The 18,846-nt window shown below is 66.0% G+C and carries 12 protein-coding genes and 1 tRNA gene; 6 read left to right on the top strand and 7 right to left on the bottom strand.

Going from position 1 to position 18,846, the window contains the following annotated elements; all coding sequences use genetic code 11:
• Positions 1 to 256: 256 nt before the first annotated feature.
• Together GV832_RS05900 and GV832_RS05895 are read left to right on the top strand one after the other, a co-directional pair.
• Positions 257 to 1,591 (top strand): DUF5930 domain-containing protein, encoded by a 1,335-nt coding sequence (locus tag GV832_RS05900; protein WP_168773904.1) that lies wholly within the window; start codon positions 257 to 259, stop codon positions 1,589 to 1,591.
• Entirely contained in the window at positions 1,581 to 2,069 is a 489-nt protein-coding gene (locus GV832_RS05895; RefSeq protein ID WP_168773903.1) for a bactofilin family protein, read from the top strand. The genes GV832_RS05900 and GV832_RS05895 overlap by 11 nt, the downstream gene beginning before the upstream one ends.
• A 309-nt stretch (positions 2,070 to 2,378) precedes the next feature.
• Here the strand turns inward: GV832_RS05895 and GV832_RS05890 are convergent, their stop codons facing one another.
• From GV832_RS05890 to GV832_RS05865, 6 genes are all read right to left on the bottom strand, one after another.
• Positions 2,379 to 3,149, bottom strand: a complete 771-nt coding sequence (locus GV832_RS05890; protein WP_168773902.1) for a DUF2189 domain-containing protein — start codon at positions 3,147 to 3,149, stop codon at positions 2,379 to 2,381.
• Positions 3,150 to 3,454: 305 nt separating this feature from the next.
• Positions 3,455 to 4,579, bottom strand: coding sequence for a peptide chain release factor 2 (prfB, locus tag GV832_RS05885; protein ID WP_168773901.1), 1,125 nt, complete (start codon positions 4,577 to 4,579; stop codon positions 3,455 to 3,457).
• 91 nt (positions 4,580 to 4,670) lie between these two features.
• Positions 4,671 to 7,220 carry a penicillin-binding protein 1A gene (locus GV832_RS05880; RefSeq protein ID WP_168773900.1) on the bottom strand — a complete coding sequence of 850 codons (2,550 nt, stop codon included), beginning with the start codon at positions 7,218 to 7,220 and terminating at the stop codon, positions 4,671 to 4,673.
• Between the two features lie 425 nt (positions 7,221 to 7,645).
• Complete coding sequence (locus GV832_RS05875) at positions 7,646 to 8,818, bottom strand: N-acetylmuramoyl-L-alanine amidase (protein ID WP_354001928.1); 1,173 nt, start codon at positions 8,816 to 8,818, stop codon at positions 7,646 to 7,648.
• 17 nt (positions 8,819 to 8,835) lie between these two features.
• On the bottom strand, positions 8,836 to 11,316 hold the full coding sequence (locus GV832_RS05870; RefSeq protein ID WP_168773898.1) for an ATP-dependent helicase: 2,481 nt from the start codon (positions 11,314 to 11,316) through the stop codon (positions 8,836 to 8,838).
• A 287-nt stretch (positions 11,317 to 11,603) separates the two neighbouring features.
• The gene (locus GV832_RS05865) at positions 11,604 to 12,158 is read right to left on the bottom strand and encodes a MarR family winged helix-turn-helix transcriptional regulator (protein WP_168773897.1); all 555 of its coding nucleotides are present in this window, start codon (positions 12,156 to 12,158) and stop codon (positions 11,604 to 11,606) included.
• A gap of 122 nt (positions 12,159 to 12,280) precedes the next feature.
• Here GV832_RS05865 and GV832_RS05860 point away from each other — a divergent pair, with 122 nt between their 5' ends.
• From GV832_RS05860 to GV832_RS05850, 3 genes are all read left to right on the top strand, one after another.
• Positions 12,281 to 13,780, top strand: a complete 1,500-nt coding sequence (locus GV832_RS05860) for a DHA2 family efflux MFS transporter permease subunit (RefSeq protein WP_168773896.1) — start codon at positions 12,281 to 12,283, stop codon at positions 13,778 to 13,780.
• A gap of 314 nt (positions 13,781 to 14,094) precedes the next feature.
• On the top strand, positions 14,095 to 17,532 hold the full coding sequence (pyc, locus tag GV832_RS05855) for a pyruvate carboxylase (protein ID WP_168773895.1): 3,438 nt from the start codon (positions 14,095 to 14,097) through the stop codon (positions 17,530 to 17,532).
• The gene (locus GV832_RS05850) at positions 17,529 to 18,032 is read left to right on the top strand and encodes a DUF2314 domain-containing protein (protein WP_168773894.1); all 504 of its coding nucleotides are present in this window, start codon (positions 17,529 to 17,531) and stop codon (positions 18,030 to 18,032) included. Before pyc ends, GV832_RS05850 begins: the two co-directional genes overlap by 4 nt.
• A gap of 156 nt (positions 18,033 to 18,188) precedes the next feature.
• Here the strand turns inward: GV832_RS05850 and GV832_RS05845 are convergent, their stop codons facing one another.
• Positions 18,189 to 18,422, bottom strand: coding sequence for an EF-hand domain-containing protein (locus tag GV832_RS05845; protein ID WP_168773893.1), 234 nt, complete (start codon positions 18,420 to 18,422; stop codon positions 18,189 to 18,191).
• Between the two features lie 300 nt (positions 18,423 to 18,722).
• Here GV832_RS05845 and GV832_RS05840 point away from each other — a divergent pair.
• Positions 18,723 to 18,797, top strand: a tRNA-Gly gene (locus GV832_RS05840).
• Positions 18,798 to 18,846: the final 49 nt, after the last annotated feature.

Genomic DNA, 18,846 nt, shown 5'->3' with positions numbered 1-18,846 from the left:
GGCACAGTCGGCGGGGCGACCGAGCATGAGCCAACGCAGGCTTCCAGTCGGCAGGGCGACCTGCCACTTCACAGTCGGCGGGTCCTCCCTTCAACGTTCGCACCAAGGCTCCAGTCGGCAGGGCCCCCTCCCCCAAGGGCGCCCCCCTTTCAGCGGATTCCCGCAAGCCCGGGGTCGGGGCGGTTGAAACCCGAGCGCCGGGCGGCTAGCCAAGGGAAAGCCCGTCTCTGGGGCGGAACTCAAGGAACCGGACGACGTGCTGCAACGTTTTGCCTATCGCCTCAACCTTGCGCTGGAACCCTGGTTCCCGGAGCAAAGGCTGTTCCTGAAATCCGACACCGCCACCCGATTCGTCCGCCTGCGCCCGCTCACCCAGGCCATGGGGCTCATGCTGGGCACGCTGGCCATGGGCTGGATGATGGTGGCCTCGGCGCTTTTGATCGTCGACATGCTGGGCCAGGCCAACAGCCGCGACCAGGTGGCCAGCCAGACCGAGGTCTTTGCACAGCGGCTCGAGGCGCTTTCGGCCGACCGCGACCTGCGCGTGGCCGAAGCCGCCGGCGCCCAGTCGCGCTTCAACCTCGCCCTGGACCAGGTCTCGGCCATGCAGGAGCGCCTTTTGGCCGCCGAGACCCGCCTGCGCGAATTGCAGACCGGCATCGACGTCATCCAGAACACGCTGCGCCGCACCATCCGCGAACGCGACACCGCCCGCGCCGAGGCGCAAACCGCCCAGGCCGCCCTCGCGGCGGGCGGGTCGGGCAGCCCGGTCACCCAGGCCGAAGACCTGGCCAGGACGCTGGACCTGATGTCCGAGGCCCTGACCAGCGCCGCCCGCGACCGCGACACGATGCTGACCGAAGTGGCCGAGGCCGAGGCCAAGACCGCCGAAGTCGCCAAGGCCAAGGCCGAGGTCGAGGCGCGCAACGCCATCATCTTCGCCAAGCTCGAAGAGGCCCTGACCGTCTCGGTCGAACCGCTGGAGAAGATGTTCACCGCTGCCGGGCTGAACCCCGATGACCTGATCTCGGCCGTCCGTTCGGGCTATTCGGGCCAGGGCGGGCCCCTCGTGCCGATCAAGCTGTCCACCATGGGCCTTTCGGGCAGCCCGGACGAGACGCGGGCCAATGCGATCCTGGCCACGCTGGACACGCTGAACACCTATCGCATGGCCGCCTTCAAGGTGCCGCTTGGCCTGCCGCTGAAGACCTCTTTCCGCCTGACCTCGGGCTTCGGCGGCCGAAACGACCCGATCAACGGGCGCCACAAGATGCATGAGGGCCAGGACCTGGCGGGTGATTACGGCGATCCGATCTATGCCACGGCCGATGGAACCGTGACCTATGCGGGCTGGGAGAACGGCTATGGCCGGCTTGTGAAGATCAGCCATGCCTTCGGCATCGAGACCCGCTATGGCCACCTGTCCGACATCGGCGTGAAGGTCGGTCAAAAGGTATCGCGCGGGGAAAAGATCGGTGATATGGGCAATTCTGGCCGGTCCACCGGCACTCACCTTCACTACGAGGTCCGCCTCAGCGGAACCGCCGTCAATCCGATGACCTTCATAAGGGCTGCGAGAGATGTTTTCTAAGAGTCGCATCAATGAACCCGGACCCAAGGGCGAGGGAGACAAACCCAAGGCACCGGAGGCTCCGATGACGAAACCCACGACCGACTACACCCCGGCCGCCCCGCGCGGCAAGGTCGGCGCCTCGATCCTGTCGGCTGACCTGACGGTGGTGGGCAATCTGAAGACCTCTGGCGACATCCAGGTCGAGGGCACGGTCGAGGGCGACATCCGGGCGCATCTCTTGACCGTGGGCGAATCGGCGACGATCCGCGGCGAGATCGTGGCGGATGACATCGTGGTGAACGGGCGTGTGATCGGAAGGGTGCGGGGCCTGAAGGTCCGCCTGACCTCGACGGCCCGCGTCGAAGGCGACATCATCCACAAGACCATCGCCATCGAATCGGGAGCGCATTTCGAGGGTTCGGTCCAGCGCCAGGAAGACCCGCTCGCGACCTCGCGCGGGGCCCTGCCCCCGCCGGTGGCCGGCGAAGGCGTCTGAGCGCCAGGCCAGCGGTCCGCGGCATTTGTCCGGACCGGAATGCATTGCGAGAGCAAGAAACAGATTTGCCAATCCAGGGCCCCCCGACGGGGGCCCTTTCCTTTCCCCGAAGGGGCGCGGTCCTTCGGGTTTCCAATCGGGCAAAGCCCGACTGGAAATCCGAAGGAGGGGGGCGGCGCGCGCTTGCGCGCGCCGCCCGGGTCCCGGAGGTGGCACTGCGGGCAAAGCCCGCTGCGCCACCTCCGGGAGGGCGCGGTCCCTGGCGGGACCGAAGACGCGCTGCGCCAGGGGGGCCCCGCCAAGGCCCTGTCAGACGACCAGCCGCCGGTAAAGATGCCAGGAGGCATGGCCGAAAAGCGGCAGCACGATGAAGAGCCCCAGGAACCCCGTCAGCATCCCAAGGATCAGCCCCAGCCCGATCAGCCCGCCCCAGCCCAGCATGACAACCGGAGAAGCCGTCACGCAACGCAGCGAGGTCAGCATCGCGGTGATGAAATCCACCTCGCGCTCCATCAAGAGCGGCAGGCTCACCACGGTCAGGCTGAACAGCAAGACCGCGATTGCCGCCCCCAGCACCGTGCCGAAGGCCAGCATCCCCAGGCCTGCGGGCGTGGCAAAAATCGCCATCGAGGAAGAGACATTCGTCAGCGTGGCCGTCCCGAGGAAGAGCGCAAAGACGATATGCGACAGGAAGTTCCAGAACAGGAAGAAGACCACGACCACCGCCGCCATCGAAGGAATCTGGCGGTCCTTCTGGCGCCAGATCATCCCCACCACTTCCCGCGCGACCAGCTTCTCCCCCAGTTCCAGGCGCCGCGAGACCTCGTAGAACCCGCAGGCGATGAAGGGCCCCAGGATCGGGAAGCCCGCCATGGCCGGGATGGTCCACCAGATCTGCCCATGCGCGGTCAGCGCCGCCAGGATCCCCCAGCCGCCCAGCACATAGACGACCGAGAAAAACGCCCCATAGGTCGGCGCCGCCAGGAAATCCGCCCAACCCGCCGCCAAGGCCGCCCGCAGATCGCTGAGATCGGCCTGCATGACCGTGACCCGCGCCGGGCCCGCCACCACATCCTCCATCGCCCAGGGCCTCCCAACCCCGCCCGATGCCTTTCAACTTGGCTCAAATATCTCCGGGGGGTCCGGGGGGCTGGCCCCCCGCTGCCGCCGCCGCAGGGCATCAGGTAGACCTCAGGCTAACCCCGCCCCCTCCGAACCCCAAACAAAAAAACCTCCCCGTCCAGCGAAGAGGTCCCATTCAGACTGCCCCAAACACGCACGGGGTTTCTCAAGGGGGATGAATCCCCCTTGAGGCAGGGGGTGCGGGGGGTATGCCACTTGGTTCGCCACTGGTTCGAGAAACAAGTGGCATGAGCCCCCCGCTTTCACTCGCCCTGGGCGTCAGCCCGGCTCTTGCCCGCCACATCCATGGCGAGCGTCGCCGCCATGAAGCCATCGAGATCGCCGTCCAGCGTGCCTTGCGTGTCCGAGGTCTCGTAATTCGTCCGCAGGTCCTTCACCATCTGGTAGGGCTGCAGAACATAAGACCGGATCTGGTTGCCCCAGCCCGCATCGCCCTTGTTCTCGTGGGCCTCGTTGATGGCGGCGTTCCTTTTGTCCAGCTCCATCTGGTAAAGCCGCGCCTTCAGCGCCGTCATGGCGATGTCGCGGTTCTGGTGCTGCGACTTCAAGCTCGAGGTCACGACGATGCCAGAGGGGAAGTGCGTGATCCGCACGGCCGAGTCGGTCTTGTTGACGTGCTGACCACCGGCACCGGAGGAGCGATAGGTGTCGATCCGGATGTCCTTGTCATGGACCTCGATCTCGATGCTGTCGTCCACCACCGGATAGACCCAAACGCTCGCAAACGACGTCTGCCGCTTGTCGCCCGAGCCAAAGGGCGAGATCCGCACCAGGCGATGCACGCCCGATTCCGTCTTCAGCCAGCCATAGGCATTCTTGCCGGTGATCTTGTAAGAGGCCGACTTGATCCCGGCCTCGTCGCCATCGACTTCGGACAGCAATTCGACCTGGTAGCCCTTGCGCTCGGCCCAGCGGGTATACATCCGCGCGAGCATCAGCGCCCAGTCGCAGCTTTCCGTGCCCCCAGCGCCCGCGTTGATTTCGAGGAAAGTGTCATTGCCATCGGCCTCGCCGTTCAAGAGCGCTTCCAGCTCTTTCTGCCGCGCGACCTCCACCAGGCCCGCGATGGCGCCCTCGGCCTCGGCGACGATCTCGGCATCGCCCTCGGCCTCGCCCATCTCGATCAGCTCGATATTGTCGCGCAAGCCATTGGCCAAAAGGTCGTAAGACCCCTTGGCGTCGATCAGCCCCTGGCGCTCGCGCATCAGCTTCTGCGCTTTGCCTGGGTCGTTCCACAGGTCCGGCGCCTCGATCATGGCGTTGAACTCTTCCAGCCGGTGGCCGACCGTTTCCAGGTTCAGACGCTGCCCCAGCAGGACCAGCGACTTCTGGATCGCATCGACATGGTTCTGGATTTCGGCGCGCATTTGAGACCTCGGAAGACTGACGGCACGCGGGGAAGCCCGCAGGCGGGGGAAATAGCGGCTGATCGCCTCTGGGGCAAGCCCGATACGCCGGTCAGTAAAGCCCGCCCGAGCTGGCAGAGCCGAAAGTGGCCTTCTTGGGCACTTCCTTGACCTGGCCATCGCCGGTGGTCACCGTCTCGGTCTCGACCGAGACGCCGATATCGCTTTCGCCGGGTGCAAAAAGCGGCAGGTCCTGGCCCATGCCGAAGCCGCCATCGACCAGCGCGCCCAGGCCAAAGACCGGAACCTCGCCGTCGCGGAAATATTCGGCCACCACATTGGGGCCCGAGGCGTCGTCGGGCAGTTGCGCGCCGGAATAGCGGTCGATCTTGATGAAATGCCCGCCCGGAGGCACCTTGAACTCGGTCCCGCCGTATTTCTTCACGACCTCGTCCATGAATTCCTTGAAGATCGGAACGCAGAGCGTGCCGCCAAAGGCGCCTGGACCCAGGGTCCGGGGATTGTCGTAGCCAAGATAGCAGCCCGCCACGGTGTTCGAGGTAAAGCCGATGAACCAGACGTCCTTGGCGTCGTTCGTGGTCCCGGTCTTGCCGGCCGTGGGCACGTCCAGGCGGGCGCCGGTGGCCGTGCCATGATCCACCACGCCCTGCATCATCGAGGTCAGCTGATAGGCGGTGATGGCATTCATCACCCGCTCGCGGTTCGAGGTGATGGCAAGGCCCGCCCCGGGCGGAAGGCTCTCGGCGGCGCAATCCTCGCAGCTGCGCGCATCGTGGCGATAGATCGTCTTGCCATAGCGGTCCTGGACGCGGTCGACGAGGGTCGGTTCCACCCGCTCGCCGCCATTGGCAAACATGGCATAGGCGGCCACCATCTTGAACAGCGTGGTCTCCTGCGCGCCCAAAGAGTTCGCCAGAAGCGGTTGCAGGTGGTCATAGACGCCGAAGCTCTCGGCATAGCCCGCAACGGTCTCCATCGTCACATCCTGCGCCAGGCGGATGGTCATCAGGTTGCGGCTTTGCTCGATCCCGATGCGCAGGGGGGCGGGGCCGTAGAACTTGTTCGAGGAGTTCTTCGGCGTCCAGAGGCCCTGGGGCGTATCGACCACGATGGGCGCGTCGACGACCATGGTGGCGGGGGTAAAGCCAGAGTCCAGCGCCGCCGCATAGACAAAGGGTTTGAAGCTGGAACCCGGCTGGCGCAGGGCCTGGGTCGCGCGGTTGAAGACCGAGTCCATGTAGCTGAACCCGCCCTGCATGGCGATGACGCGGCCGGTGTTCACGTCCATGGCCATGAAGCCGCCCTGGATTTCGGGCACCTGCCGCAGGCTCCAGCGGACGAAAGAGCCGTCCTCGTCGCTGGTGATGGCGCGGACCATGACGATATCGCCGACCTCGACCAGGTCGGCGGGCACGCGCGCCTTGCGCCCCAAAGAGCCATCGGCGTTGCGCTTGCGCGCCCAGGTCACATCCTTGGCCGGGATCGTGCCGGTCGCCTCTTCGCCCTCGATGCCGACCTCGGCCGTGTCTTCGCCCAGCGACAGGACGACAGCGGCCTTCCAGCCCTCGACATCGCGGGCAAGCCCCGCGACATCGGAGAGCGCCTTGCGCCAGTCGGAGAGCTCTGCCGCCGTCAGCCTTTTGCCCGTTCCGCGCCAGACGCCCTGGTCGCGGTCGTATTTCTCAAGGCCCGTGCGCAAGGCCTTGGCGGCGAGCTTTTGCAGCTCGGGGTCTTCGGTGGCGCGGATCGCAAGGCCGCCCGAGAAGAACTCTTCCTCGCCGAAGGTGCCCGAGAGCTGGCGGCGAATCTCGTCGGTGAAATAGTCGCGCGGCGGCAGGGCTGCGCGATAGGGCGGGATCTCGCCGCCCTGGACGGTGCGCAGGGGTTCGGCCTTGGCGGCCTCTCCGACAGGCTCGTCCAGGTAGCCGTTCTGCTCCATCTCGTTCAGCACATAGTTGCGCCGGTCAAGGAGCTTCTCGCGGTTGCGGACGGGGTGATAGTCGGAGGGCGCCTTGGGCATGGCGGCCAGCGTCGCGGCCTCGGCCGGGGTCAGTTCGGAGAGGGTCTTGTTGAAATAGGTCTGGGCGGCGGCGGCCACGCCGTAAGAGTTCTGACCGAGGAAGATCTCGTTCAGGTAAAGCTCCAGGATGCGGTCCTTGGACAGCGCCTCTTCCAGGCGCGGCGCGAGGATCAGCTCCTTGATCTTGCGTTCGGCGGTGCGGTCGCCCGAAAGGAGGAAGTTCTTGGCCACCTGCTGGGTGATGGTCGAGGCGCCCCGCGCATCCTTGCCGCGCGACTTGAAGGCCTCCCAGGCGGCGGCGGCGATGCCGCGCAGGTCATAGCCCGGGTGGGTGAAGAAGTTCTTGTCCTCGGCCGAGACGAAGGCCTGTTGCACCAGGGGCGGGATATCGCCGATGGGCGTGAAGAGGCGGCGCTCGGTGGCGAATTCGTCCATGAGCTGACCCTCGGCCGAATAGATTCGGCTGATGGTCGGCGGCGCATAGGTTTTCAGGCTTTCGGGCGAGGGGACCTCGCGGCCATACATGTAGAAGATCCCGCCCACGGTGAGGACGAGAAAGGCCAAACCCAGCGTGGCCATGGAGAAAATGGCCCCGACGACAGAAACGATGAAACGCAGCAAGCCCTGACCCTCGCGTGGATGGGCTGCTTATAGGGCGAAGACGGGGCAAGGTCAAAAGCGGTCGCACAAGACCGCGTGATCTTGCCGATGGGGCGCTGCCGACTGTGGGGGCGGGGCCCGGCGCCGGACGTGGCCCTGCCGACTGCCGGGGGGGGCCTGCCGACTGCACCCGCGCGGGGTCTGGCCCGGGGGTGGCCCTGCCGACTGGGCAGGCAGGCGGTCGGGGCGCGGGGTGCCCTGCCGGGGAGGGGAAGGCGGAATCGGCGCGAGGGGGGCGAGACCGTTCAGCAAAGCTGCCGCCGCAGTCGGCGGGGCGAGGCTGTGGCAGGACCGACCGGCGGGCGCAGTCGGCAGAGCCCAGGCCGCAGTCGGCGGGGCGCCGGCGGGGACCAGTGGGCGGGGTCATTCGGCAGGGCCCCCGGCGCTCAGGGCGCCGCCGCTTCCACCTCGGCCCAGGTCTTCAGCCCGTCCAGGATCGCCGCCTGAAGCCGCGCCCGCCACTCCGGGTCGGACAGGCGGTCCAGGTCGGACTGGCTGGACATGAACCCCACCTCCAGAAGCACCGAAGGGATATCGGCAGATTTCAGCACCGCGAAAGAGGCCTCCTGGTGCGGGTGGCGGTGCATCTTCAGCCCCGCCCCCTTGATCGCCGCGACCAGCGAGGCCGCCAGGCGCTCGGTGCGCGGCGTGGTCTCGGCCCGCGCCATCTCCATCAGCACCTTGGCCACCTGGTCATCCTGCCCCGACAGGTCCACCCCCGCCAAAAGGTCGTCGCGGTTGTGCCTTTCGGCCAGGGTCTGGCTGGCCTTGTCGCTGGCCTCCTCGGAGAGGGTATAGACGGTGGCACCCACGGCCTCGCCTTCGGGGATCGCATCGGCATGCAGCGACAGGAAGACCTGCGCCCCGGCCTGGTGGGCCAGGGAAATTCGCGTCTCCAGGGGCACGAAGACATCCTCTTCCCGCGTCATGGTCACGGCAAAACCACCATCGCGCAGAAGCAGCTCCTTCAGCTCGCGCGCGAAGGTCAGCATCAGCGCCGCCTCGGAGAAGCCATCGCGCTCGGCCCCGGGGTCGAGCCCGCCATGCCCTGGGTCCAGCACGACGACCAAGGGGCCCTCGCCCCGAGGCGCCACCGGAGCCAGAGCCGCGGCCTTAGGCAGGGCCCAGCCCGGAGGCTCTGGCAGGGCCGCGGCCTTGGCGAAAGCCTCCGCCGTCGTGGGGCCCAGGCGGATCGTCACCTGGGCCTCTGCCCCGGTGGCCATCCCCGCCTCCTCCACGGCCAGGGGCCCCTTCAGGTCCAGGACCAGCCGCGACCAACCCGGGCGGAAGACCCCGGCACGCAGGCCCGCGACCCGTGCCGAGGCCTGGGGCATCTCTTCGAGCCCCGTCCAGTCGACCTCGCGGAAATCAACGACCAGGCGCGGCGGCTGGTCCAGCACCCGCACGCGCCAGGGCACCGGCTGGCTGATCGCAAGCCGCAGCTCCACCCAAGCGCCATCATCGCGGAGCTCACTCGCCGCCGGATCAAGCCGGGCCAGGGCCGAAAGCTCCTGCGCCGCTGCGGGCCCGCACAGGACCGCCAGGACCAAGGCGAGCACCCTGCCCCACAGCACCCTCAAAACGGCACATCCGTGACCTGGTGCGCCGGGATCACCCAGCGCGCGACGATGTTCTTCAGCCCGGAGTGTTCGAAGTCGATCTCCAGCTTGTCGCCCTCCATCGCCACGATATTCCCGTAACCGAATTTCTGGTGGAACACCCGCTCGCCGATGCCATAGCCGGTCACCGCCTGGGCGTCGATCGTCAGGTGAGAGGCCTCGCGCGGGGCCGAAACGCCGCGCGTCTGCTGGCTGTTCTGCAACCGCCGCCAGCCGGGGGAGTTGTAGACATCGGCCTTGGCCACCCGTGCATCGAAGCTGTTGCCCCCGCCCATGCCATAGCTGTTGTGCAAGGAGGGCGCCGAGAGGACATCGACATGGTCCGCCGGCAATTCATCGATGAAACGGCTGGGGAGCTGACTTTGCCACTGACCGTAAACCCGGCGGTTGCTGGCGAAAGAGATGGTGCACAGCTCCTCTGCCCTTGTGATGCCGACATAGGCCAGCCGCCGCTCCTCCTCGAGCCCCTTTTGCCCGCTTTCATCCATCGAGCGCTGAGAGGGAAACAGCCCCTCCTCCCAGCCCGGCAGGAAGACGGCGGGAAACTCCAGCCCCTTGGCGGCGTGAAGCGTCATGATCGAGACCTTCTCGGTCTGCTCTTCGCTCTCGTTCTCCATGATGAGCGAGACGTGTTCCAGGAAGCCGGTCAGGTTTTCGAACTGCTCGAGCGCTTTGACGAGTTCCTTGAGGTTCTCGAGCCGCCCCGGAGCCTCCGGCGTCTTGTCCTGGACCCACATGTCGGTATAGCCGGATTCTTCCAGGATCGCCTCGGCCAAGGCAATATGGCTGGTGAGAAGCCCGAGCCGAAACTGCAGCGGAGAAAGGCGGCGGGCGCGCTCCCGTTCCGCCTCGGCCCTGTCGTCTTCTTCGAGATGCGAGAAATTCAGGTCTTTCAAGGACGCGATTTCCGCCTCAAGCGGCGCGACAAGCTCTGGATTGTCCCTGTTGAGCACAAACCAGTTCCACCGATCTATGCTTTCCACGAAGGTCCGAAGGGCAGCGCCTCCCTTGCCACTGACTTGACCATGGGCGAGACACTCTCGGGCACCATCCAGAAGCGAAACCTCGGCAGCGCGGGCAACTTGATTGATCGTCGCAAAGGCCTTTTCACCCAATCCGCGCTTTGGAAGATTATAGACCCTCTCGAAAGCCAGATCATCGCCCGGCGAGACCGCGAGCCGGAAATAGGCCATGGCGTCGCGGATTTCCTGGCGTTCGTAGAAGCGGGGTCCGCCGATGACGCGGTAGGGCAGGCCGATGGTCAGGAAACGGTCCTCGAAGGCGCGCATCTGGTGGGAGGCGCGGACGAGGATGGCCATATCCTCGAGGCTCAGGTCATGGCCGAGGCGGCCGCGTTGCAGGTCCTCGATCTGCTCGCCGACCCAACGCGCCTCTTCCTCGCCGTCCCAATGGCCGATGAGTCGCACCTTCTCGCCCTTGGTCTCTTCGGTCCAGAGCGTCTTGCCCAGGCGGTTGGCATTGCCCTTGATCACCCCCGAGGCGGCGGCGAGGATATGGGGGGTGGAGCGGTAGTTCTGCTCCAGCCGGACGACGACCGCGCCGGGGAAATCGGCCTCAAAGCGCAGGATATTGCCGACCTCGGCGCCCCTCCAGCCATAGATCGACTGGTCGTCATCGCCCACGCAGCAGATGTTGTGATGGGCCTGGGCCAGGAGCCGCAGCCAGAGATATTGGGCGACGTTGGTGTCCTGGTATTCGTCCACCAGGATATAGCGGAAGCGGCGCTGCCAGTCCTCCAGCACGTCGCGGTGGCGCTGGAAGATCGTCACGCAATGGAGAAGGATATCGCCGAAATCGACGGCGTTGAGGGTCTTCAGGCGGTCCTGATATGCCTCGTAAAGCTCCGTCCCGCGGTTGTTATAGGCGGAGGCTTCGGAGGCCGGCACCCGGTCTGGCGTCCAGGCGCGGTTCTTCCAGCCGTCGATGAGGCCCGCCAGAAGCCGCGCGGGCCAGCGCTTTTCGTCGATATTGGCCGCCGCGATGAGCTGTTTCAAAAGCCGCAGCTGGTCGTCGGTGTCGAGTATGGTGAAGGAGGACTTCAGCCCCACGAGCTCCGCATGGCGGCGCAGGATCTTGACGCTCAGCGAGTGGAAGGTGCCCATCCAGGCCATGCCCTCCGCCGCCTCGCCAAGCTGGCCGAGGATGCGGGTCTTCATCTCCCGCGCGGCCTTGTTGGTGAAGGTCACGGCGAGGATCTGGTTGGGATAGGCCTTGGACTGCCGCACAAGGTGGATGATCCGAGCCACCAGGGCCTTGGTCTTGCCGGTGCCCGCGCCCGCCAGCATCAGGACCGGGCCGTCCAGGGCCTCGACCGCCTCGCGTTGCGCGGGGTTCAGGTCGTTCAGGTAATCGGCCTCGGCCGCGACCGGGGCACGGGCGGCGAGAGCGCGGGCGGAGAGGGAGAGGGACTCGGACATTCCCGAGAGCCTAAAGCAATGCGCGCGGCTTGGGAAGCGGTGTTCTCTTTATGTTCCAGCCGCTCCCCAGAAATTGTGCAAGGGTCGCCCGTGGCCACTTTCCGTAGGGCGGGTTTCAACCCGCCATCCCCGGATACCGCCCCTCGGCAGCGACGAGGTGACCCCCGACCCAGGCCATCCAGGCACAGGCGATGCGGTGGGTAAACGCAGGCTGCGTGATTACACGCACCGCGCCGCCAACGGTGCGTGAGATCACGCACACTACAGGCGACCCGGCGCCGCAGGCGTCATTTCGTGCCGGGATATTCCGCCCGCATCCCCTCGGTATAGCGGCCGAAGAGACGGGAGAAGGTCAGGATATCCTCCTCCGACCAGGTGGAAAACAGCCGCATCGTGCGGCGCCACTTGGCCTTCAGGAACCCGTCCAGCAGGGCAAAGGCCGCTTCGGTCGGCTCCAGCACCGACCTGCGCCCATCGGCCTGGGAGACGGCGCGCAGGAGAAGCCCGCGCTCCACCAGGTCCGAGGCGATGCGGCTGGCGCGGGAAGGGTCGAGCGACATTTCCTCGGCCAGAAGGCCCACGGTGGCCTCGGCCGCCTCGCGGCCATAGCCGAAACGGATGCGCAGGATGGCCGACAGCGCGTGGAACTGCGTGGCCTCGAGCCCCGCGCCCAACTCGTCCATCAAGCTTTGCGGCACATCGCCCTTCATCACCCGGCGGACATAGTGGAAATGGTCGGCATCCAGCGCCAGGAGCGCCTGGACGGCAGCCTCGCCATAGCCCGCCTCGGTCAGGACGGAGCGGATGCGCTCGGAAGGCGGGGGAAGGGTCTTGTCGCTCATGGCCCCATCTGACGCGATTGCCTGCGCCTGTCAAGTGCGTGATGGGCGCAATTATATGCCATTGACATATATCTGCGCCCCACCTATGACCCGGAGGGCGAAACAGCGCCAAGGAGCCCCCCATGTCCGAACCCAATCCCCGCATCACGCATGGCGGCGAGGCCAAGTCGCTGCGCATGGTGATCCTTTCGGTCGGGCTCTTGCTGCTTCTGGCGGCGCTGGACCAATCCATCGTCTCGACCGCCCTGCCCCGGATCGTCAAGGACCTCGGCGGGATCGAGCATCTGAGCTGGGTCGTCACGGCCTATATCCTGACCTCGACCGTCGTGGCGCCGCTTTACGGCAAGCTCGGTGACCTTTACGGGCGGCGGAACACGATCTTCGCCTCGGTGGGGATCTTCCTTTTGGGGTCGCTCGCCTGCGGGCTGGCGGGGACGATGACCGAACTGATCCTCGCCCGCGCGCTGCAGGGCCTGGGCGGCGGCGGGCTCTTCGTCCTGGCCCTTTCGGTCGTGGGCGATGCCGTGCCGCCGCAGGACCGGGGCAAGATCCAGGGCGTCTTCGCGGCGGTCTTCGCGACCTCGTCGGTCATCGGGCCCCTGGCGGGAGGCTGGCTGACCGAATATGCCGACTGGCACTGGATCTTCTTCATCAACCTTCCGCTTGGCGGGCTTGCGCTGGTGGGCTTTGCCGCCTCGTTCAAACCGCGCGGGACCAGGGTCTCCCACAAGATCGACTGGTGGGGCGCGCTGGCCCTGACCATCGGCATCGGCGGGCTGACGCTTTTGACCTCGCTGGGGGGGCGGAGCTTCGGCTGGACCTCTGCGACCGGGCTTGGCATGGGGCTGGTCAGCCTGGTGGCGCTGGCGGCCTTCCTGCGGATCGAGACCAGGGCGGCCGAGCCCATCCTGCCGCTCTGGCTCTTCAAGATGAATGTCTTCTGGGTGACCTCGGTCCTGGGCTTCGTCGTGGGGGCGGCCATGTTCGGCGCGGTGACCTTCCTGCCGATCTACCTGCAATTCGCCAAGGGCTCGACGCCGACCGCCTCGGGGCTGGAGATGATCCCCCTGACGGCTGGCATCCTGGCGGCCTCGACGCTGGCGGGGCGCTACATGGGGCGGACCGGGCGTTACCTGATCCTGCCCAAGCTCGGGATGAGCGGTCTGGCCATCGGGCTTCTGGGCCTGTCGCAGATCGGGGTTGAGACGCCTTATCCGGTGTTTGCAGGGCTGCTCCTGGTCCTGGGGCTGGGCATGGGCTGCATCTTCCCGGTCGTCACAACGGCCGTGCAGAACGCCGTCCCCCGCCACACCCTGGGCACGGCGACGGCGGCGGGGATCCTCTTGCGGCAGCTGGGCGGGGCGCTTGGCGTCGCGGCTTTCGGCGCCATCTTCTCGGCCGGGCTCTTCGCCCGCCTGGGCGAAGCGGCCAGCCAGATCACCGTGGGCGAGGGCGCGAGCAGCCTCGACCCGGCCAAGGCCGCGGCGATGGCGGATGCGGTCGTCCTGTCGGTCCACCCGATCTTCTGGATTGCAGGGCTTGCGGCGCTGTTCGGCCTGGCCTTCGCCTTCGTGCTGGAGGAGATCCCGCTGATCAACCGCGTGGTGCCCAAGGGCGAGTGAGGCAGCCCCCCCGGAAAACAAGGCCGCCGCCTGTCGCTTCGTTTGACCGGCGGCGTGTTTCAGGGCCCGATCGCCACTGCCCGCGCCGCGAAAGGGATCGGTCGGAAGCGCGGGCTCCCGGTTTCTCGCCCCACCTGGTTCAGCAAGATCCAGCCCGAGGCGACCCATGTCCTGCTGCTTTCCCGGGCAGTGGGGACGCTGACTGCGGAAATCTTGCGCGAAGCGTCGCTCTCCCCCCTTGCGCTGCGGTGCAGCACCCATAAAGTGCAGGCCAAAAGCTGCGACAAACACGCGCAGGGCCAAAGGGGATGCCGATGACCGTCTTCAAGAAAATTCTCGTCGCCAATCGGGGCGAAATCGCCATCCGCGTCATGCGCGCCGCCAATGAGATGGGCAAGAAGACGGTCGCCGTCTATGCCGAGGAAGACAAGCTGTCCTTGCACCGCTTCAAGGCCGACGAGGCCTATCTGATCGGCGAGGGGCTCTCGCCCGTGGGCGCCTATCTCTCGATCCCCGAGATCATCCGGGTGGCCAAGGAATCGGGCGCCGATGCGATCCATCCGGGCTATGGGCTCTTGTCGGAAAACCCTGACCTGGTCGAGGCTTGCGACCAGAACGGCATCACCTTCATCGGGCCCCGGGCGGAAACCATGCGGGCCTTGGGCGACAAGGCTTCCGCGCGGCGCGTGGCGATCGAGGCGGGCGTGCCGGTCATTCCCGCCACCGAGGTCCTGGGCAATGACTTCACCCAGATCAAGGAAGAGGCGGCCAAGATCGGCTATCCCCTGATGCTCAAGGCCTCCTGGGGTGGCGGCGGGCGCGGGATGCGCCCGGTGAACGGCCCCGACGAGCTGGAAGCCAAGGTGCTGGAGGGTCGCCGCGAGGCCGAGGCCGCCTTCGGCAATGGCGAGGGCTATCTGGAGAAGATGATTCTCCGCGCCCGCCATGTCGAGGTGCAGATCCTGGGCGACAAGCAGGGCAATGTCTGGCACCTCTGGGAGCGGGACTGCACCGTCCAGCGCCGCAACCAGAAGGTGGTCGAGCGCGCCCCTGCCCCCTATCTGACCCCCGAACAGCGCGCCGATGTCTGCGAGATGGCGCGGCGCATCTGCGCCCATGTGGGCTATGAATGCGCGGGCACGGTCGAGTTCCTGATGGATATGGACTCCCAGAAGTTCTATTTCATCGAGGTCAACCCCCGCGTCCAGGTCGAACATACCGTCACCGAACAGGTCACCGGCATCGACATCGTCCAGGCCCAGATCCTGATCGAAGAGGGCAAGACGCTCCCCGAGGCGACCGGCGTCGCTTCGCAATCCGAAGTGCGGTTGAACGGCCATGCCGTGCAGTGCCGCGTCACGACCGAAGACCCGCAGAACAACTTCATCCCGGATTATGGCCGCCTGACCGCTTACCGCTCGGCGACCGGCAACGGCATTCGCCTCGATGGCGGCACGGCCTATGCGGGGTCGGTCATCACGCGCTATTACGACTCGCTCCTCGTGAAGGTCACCGCCTGGGCCCAGACGCCCGAGGCCGCCATTCACCGCATGGACCGGGCTTTGCGCGAATTCCGGATCCGGGGGGTTTCCACGAATATCGAATTCGTCATCAACCTGCTGAAACACCCGACTTTCCTGGATTATTCCTACACCACCAAGTTCATCGACACGACGCCCGAGCTCTTCCAGTTCGTCAAGCGCAAGGACCGCGCGACCAAGATCCTGACCTATATCGCCGATATCACGGTGAACGGTCACCCCGAGACCGCAGGCCGCCCCAAGCCCCATGCCGAGGCCCGGAAAGCCCGCGCGCCGAAGGCGAAGTCCGAACCTCCGATGGGCACCCGCAACCTCCTGGAGCAAAAGGGCCCGCAGGCCGTCGCCGACTGGATGCTGAAACAGCAAAAGGTCCTGATCACCGATACGACGATGCGCGACGGCCACCAGTCGCTTCTGGCGACCCGGATGCGGTCGATCGACATGATCAAGGTTGCGCCGGCCTATGCGGGCAACCTTTCCCAGCTTTTCAGCGTTGAATGCTGGGGGGGCGCGACCTTCGACGTGGCCTACCGTTTCCTGCAGGAATGCCCCTGGCAGCGCCTGCGCGACCTGCGCGCCGCCATGCCCAACCTGATGACGCAGATGCTGCTGCGGGCCTCGAACGGCGTGGGCTATACGAACTACCCCGACAACGTGGTTCAGGCCTTCGTGAAGCAAGCGGCGACCTCGGGCGTCGATGTCTTCCGGGTGTTCGACTCGTTGAACTGGGTCGAGAACATGCGCGTCGCCATGGATGCCGTGTTGGAGGCCAACAAGCTCTGCGAAGGCACGATCTGCTATACCGGCGATATGCTGGACCCGAACCGGGCCAAGTATAACCTGAAATACTATGTGGATCGCGCCAAGGAACTCCGCGACGCCGGCGCCCATGTGCTGGGTCTGAAGGACATGGCGGGCCTCTTGAAGCCCGCCGCTGCCCGGCAGTTGGTGAAGACCCTGAAACAGGAAGTCGGCCTGCCGATCCACTTCCACACCCATGACACCTCGGGTGCTGCGGCGGCCACGATCCTCGCCGCCTGTGACGCAGGCGTCGATGCGGTGGATGCGGCGATGGACGCCTTCTCGGGCGGCACGTCCCAGCCCTGCCTGGGTTCCATCGTCGAGGCGCTCCGCCACACCGACCGCGACACCGGCCTCGATATCGCCGCCATCCGCGAGATCTCCAACTACTGGGAGGCGGTGCGCGGCCAGTATGCGGCCTTCGAGTCCAGCCTTCAGGCCCCGGCCTCGGAAGTTTACCTGCACGAAATGCCCGGCGGCCAGTTCACCAATCTCAAGGCGCAGGCCAGGTCTTTGGGCCTGGAGGACCGCTGGCACGAAGTGGCCCAGGCCTATGCCGATGCCAACCAGATGTTCGGCGATATCGTCAAGGTCACGCCCTCCTCCAAGGTCGTGGGCGACATGGCCCTGATGATGGTGGCGCAAGACCTCTCCCGCGCCCAGGTCGAGGACCCCGCCGTCGAGGTCTCCTTCCCCGAATCGGTCGTGGACATGATGAAGGGCAACCTCGGCCAACCCCATGGCGGCTGGCCGCAGGGCATCCAGAAAAAGGTCCTCAAGGGCGAGGCGCCGATGACCACGCGTCCGGGCGCGAGCCTGCCCCCGGTGGACCTGGAAGCCACCCGCGCCAAGCTGGAGAAAGAACTCGGCCGCAAGGTCGATGACGAGGATCTGAACGGATATCTCATGTATCCCAAAGTCTTCACCGACTACATGGCGCGGCACGAGGCCTATGGCCCGGTGCGTGTCCTGCCGACCAAGACCTTCTTCTATGGCATGGATGCGGGCGAAGAGATCAGCGCGGAAATCGACCCCGGCAAGACCCTGGAAATCCGCCTGCAAGCCGTGGGGGAAACCACCGAGGAAGGCGAGGTCAAGGTCTTCTTCGAACTGAACGGCCAGCCCCGCGTGATTCGCGTCCCCAACCGCGCGATCAAGGCCAAGACCGCGGCCAAGCCCAAGGCGCAAGAGGGCAACCCCAACCACCTCGGCGCGCCGATGCCGGGCTCCATCGCCAGCGTTGCGGCCAAGGTGGGGATGAAGGTGAATGCGGGCGATCTGCTCTTGACGATCGAGGCGATGAAGATGGAAACCGGGATCCATGCCGACCGGGCCGGGGTGATCAAGGCGGTTCACATCCACCCCGGCGCCCAGGTCGAGGCAAAGGATCTCTTGGTGGAGCTGGAATGAAACGTTTTGCGATTGCGCTGAGCCTGCTGGCTTGGACCTCTGCGGCCCAGGCCGAAGAGAAGATCTTCGCCATGGCCTCGGATGACCCGGCCATGATGGCCGCGACCGAGGAGGCGCTCGCGACGCTTCCGGTCTTCATGGACCATGTCATCGGCCCGCGCGGCATCGCCAAGGAGGGTGCTGTCCTCAAGGCCTGCGTCGAGACCGGCGATGCCGAGCACCCGTCCGAGTGCTTCTGGTTCTCGCCCTTCCTGCTTCTGCCCGATGGCAAAATTGCGGGCATGTCGCTGAACGAGGGCGTCTATACCGACAAGGTCAAGGCCGATGCGCCCTTCGCCTTCGGCCGCGAGCAGGTGATCGACTGGGGCTGGCGGCCGGGCGACGGCAAGGCCTGGGGCGAATACACGACCCGGGTGATCTTCGAAGCCCAGGGCGCCGATGCCGAGGCGCTCCTCGGCCTGCCCTTCTCCGAGACGCCCCTGCCGCCCGAGTGGAAGTAAGCGCCCCTTCCCTTTCACACTGGCCCAAATATCCCGGGAGGTCCGGAGGGCAGTGCCCTCCGGGGGTTCCGCATGGAAAAGGCCGCCAGGATCGCTCCTGGCGGCCTTCCCATCATGGCTGCCCGAACGGGCGAACCTGGATCAGGCGGGGCCCGATCATGCCGGAATGGTGCCGGCTTCTTGCGCAGCCTTCAGCTCGTCGGCCGAGATCTGGCCATCGGCATTGGTGTCAGCGCCCTTGAAGGCCTCTTCCGTCAGGTCCGGGAAAGCGGCTTTCAGCTCTTCCATCGAGAAGGTGCCATTGCCATCGGCATCCTTGATTTCGGTGGCGGCCAGGGAGGCGACCGAGGTCAGAGCCACGAGAGCGGCGGCAAGAACGGTGTGCTTCATCTTTATTCTCCAGATATTCCAGGGCCGGATCGGCCTCTGTCGAAGGACTTGACCTTCGCCGCGCAACCTACTGACTGCGATACGGAAATCCAGATGATAACGCTTTGGCTCACAGCGATTTTACTGCACCTGCAAAGGCCATTGACGCAGCGCAGCGAAAGGCGTTGGAAGGACGGTTTGCCCCTCGATGGTCGAAACCGCGCGGCCCCCAAGCCCAGGCGCACAGCCAAATTTTCGCAGAAACTTCGTTTTCCCCCTTGCAGCCACGCGACCCATTCCGTAAATCCCCCTCCACGGAGTGCGGGCGTAGCTCAGGGGTAGAGCATAACCTTGCCAAGGTTAGGGTCGAGGGTTCGAATCCCTTCGCCCGCTCCAGTGAAAAAGGGCGCCCCAGGGCGCCCTTTCGCATTCTTGTGCGCCCTTT

Source organism: Stagnihabitans tardus (assembly GCF_009925085.1).
In the GTDB taxonomy this organism is placed as follows: Bacteria; Pseudomonadota; Alphaproteobacteria; order Rhodobacterales; family Rhodobacteraceae; genus Stagnihabitans; species Stagnihabitans tardus.
The sequence above is the reverse complement of the archived record's forward strand: the minus strand, read 5'-3'. Positions and strand labels throughout refer to the sequence as shown.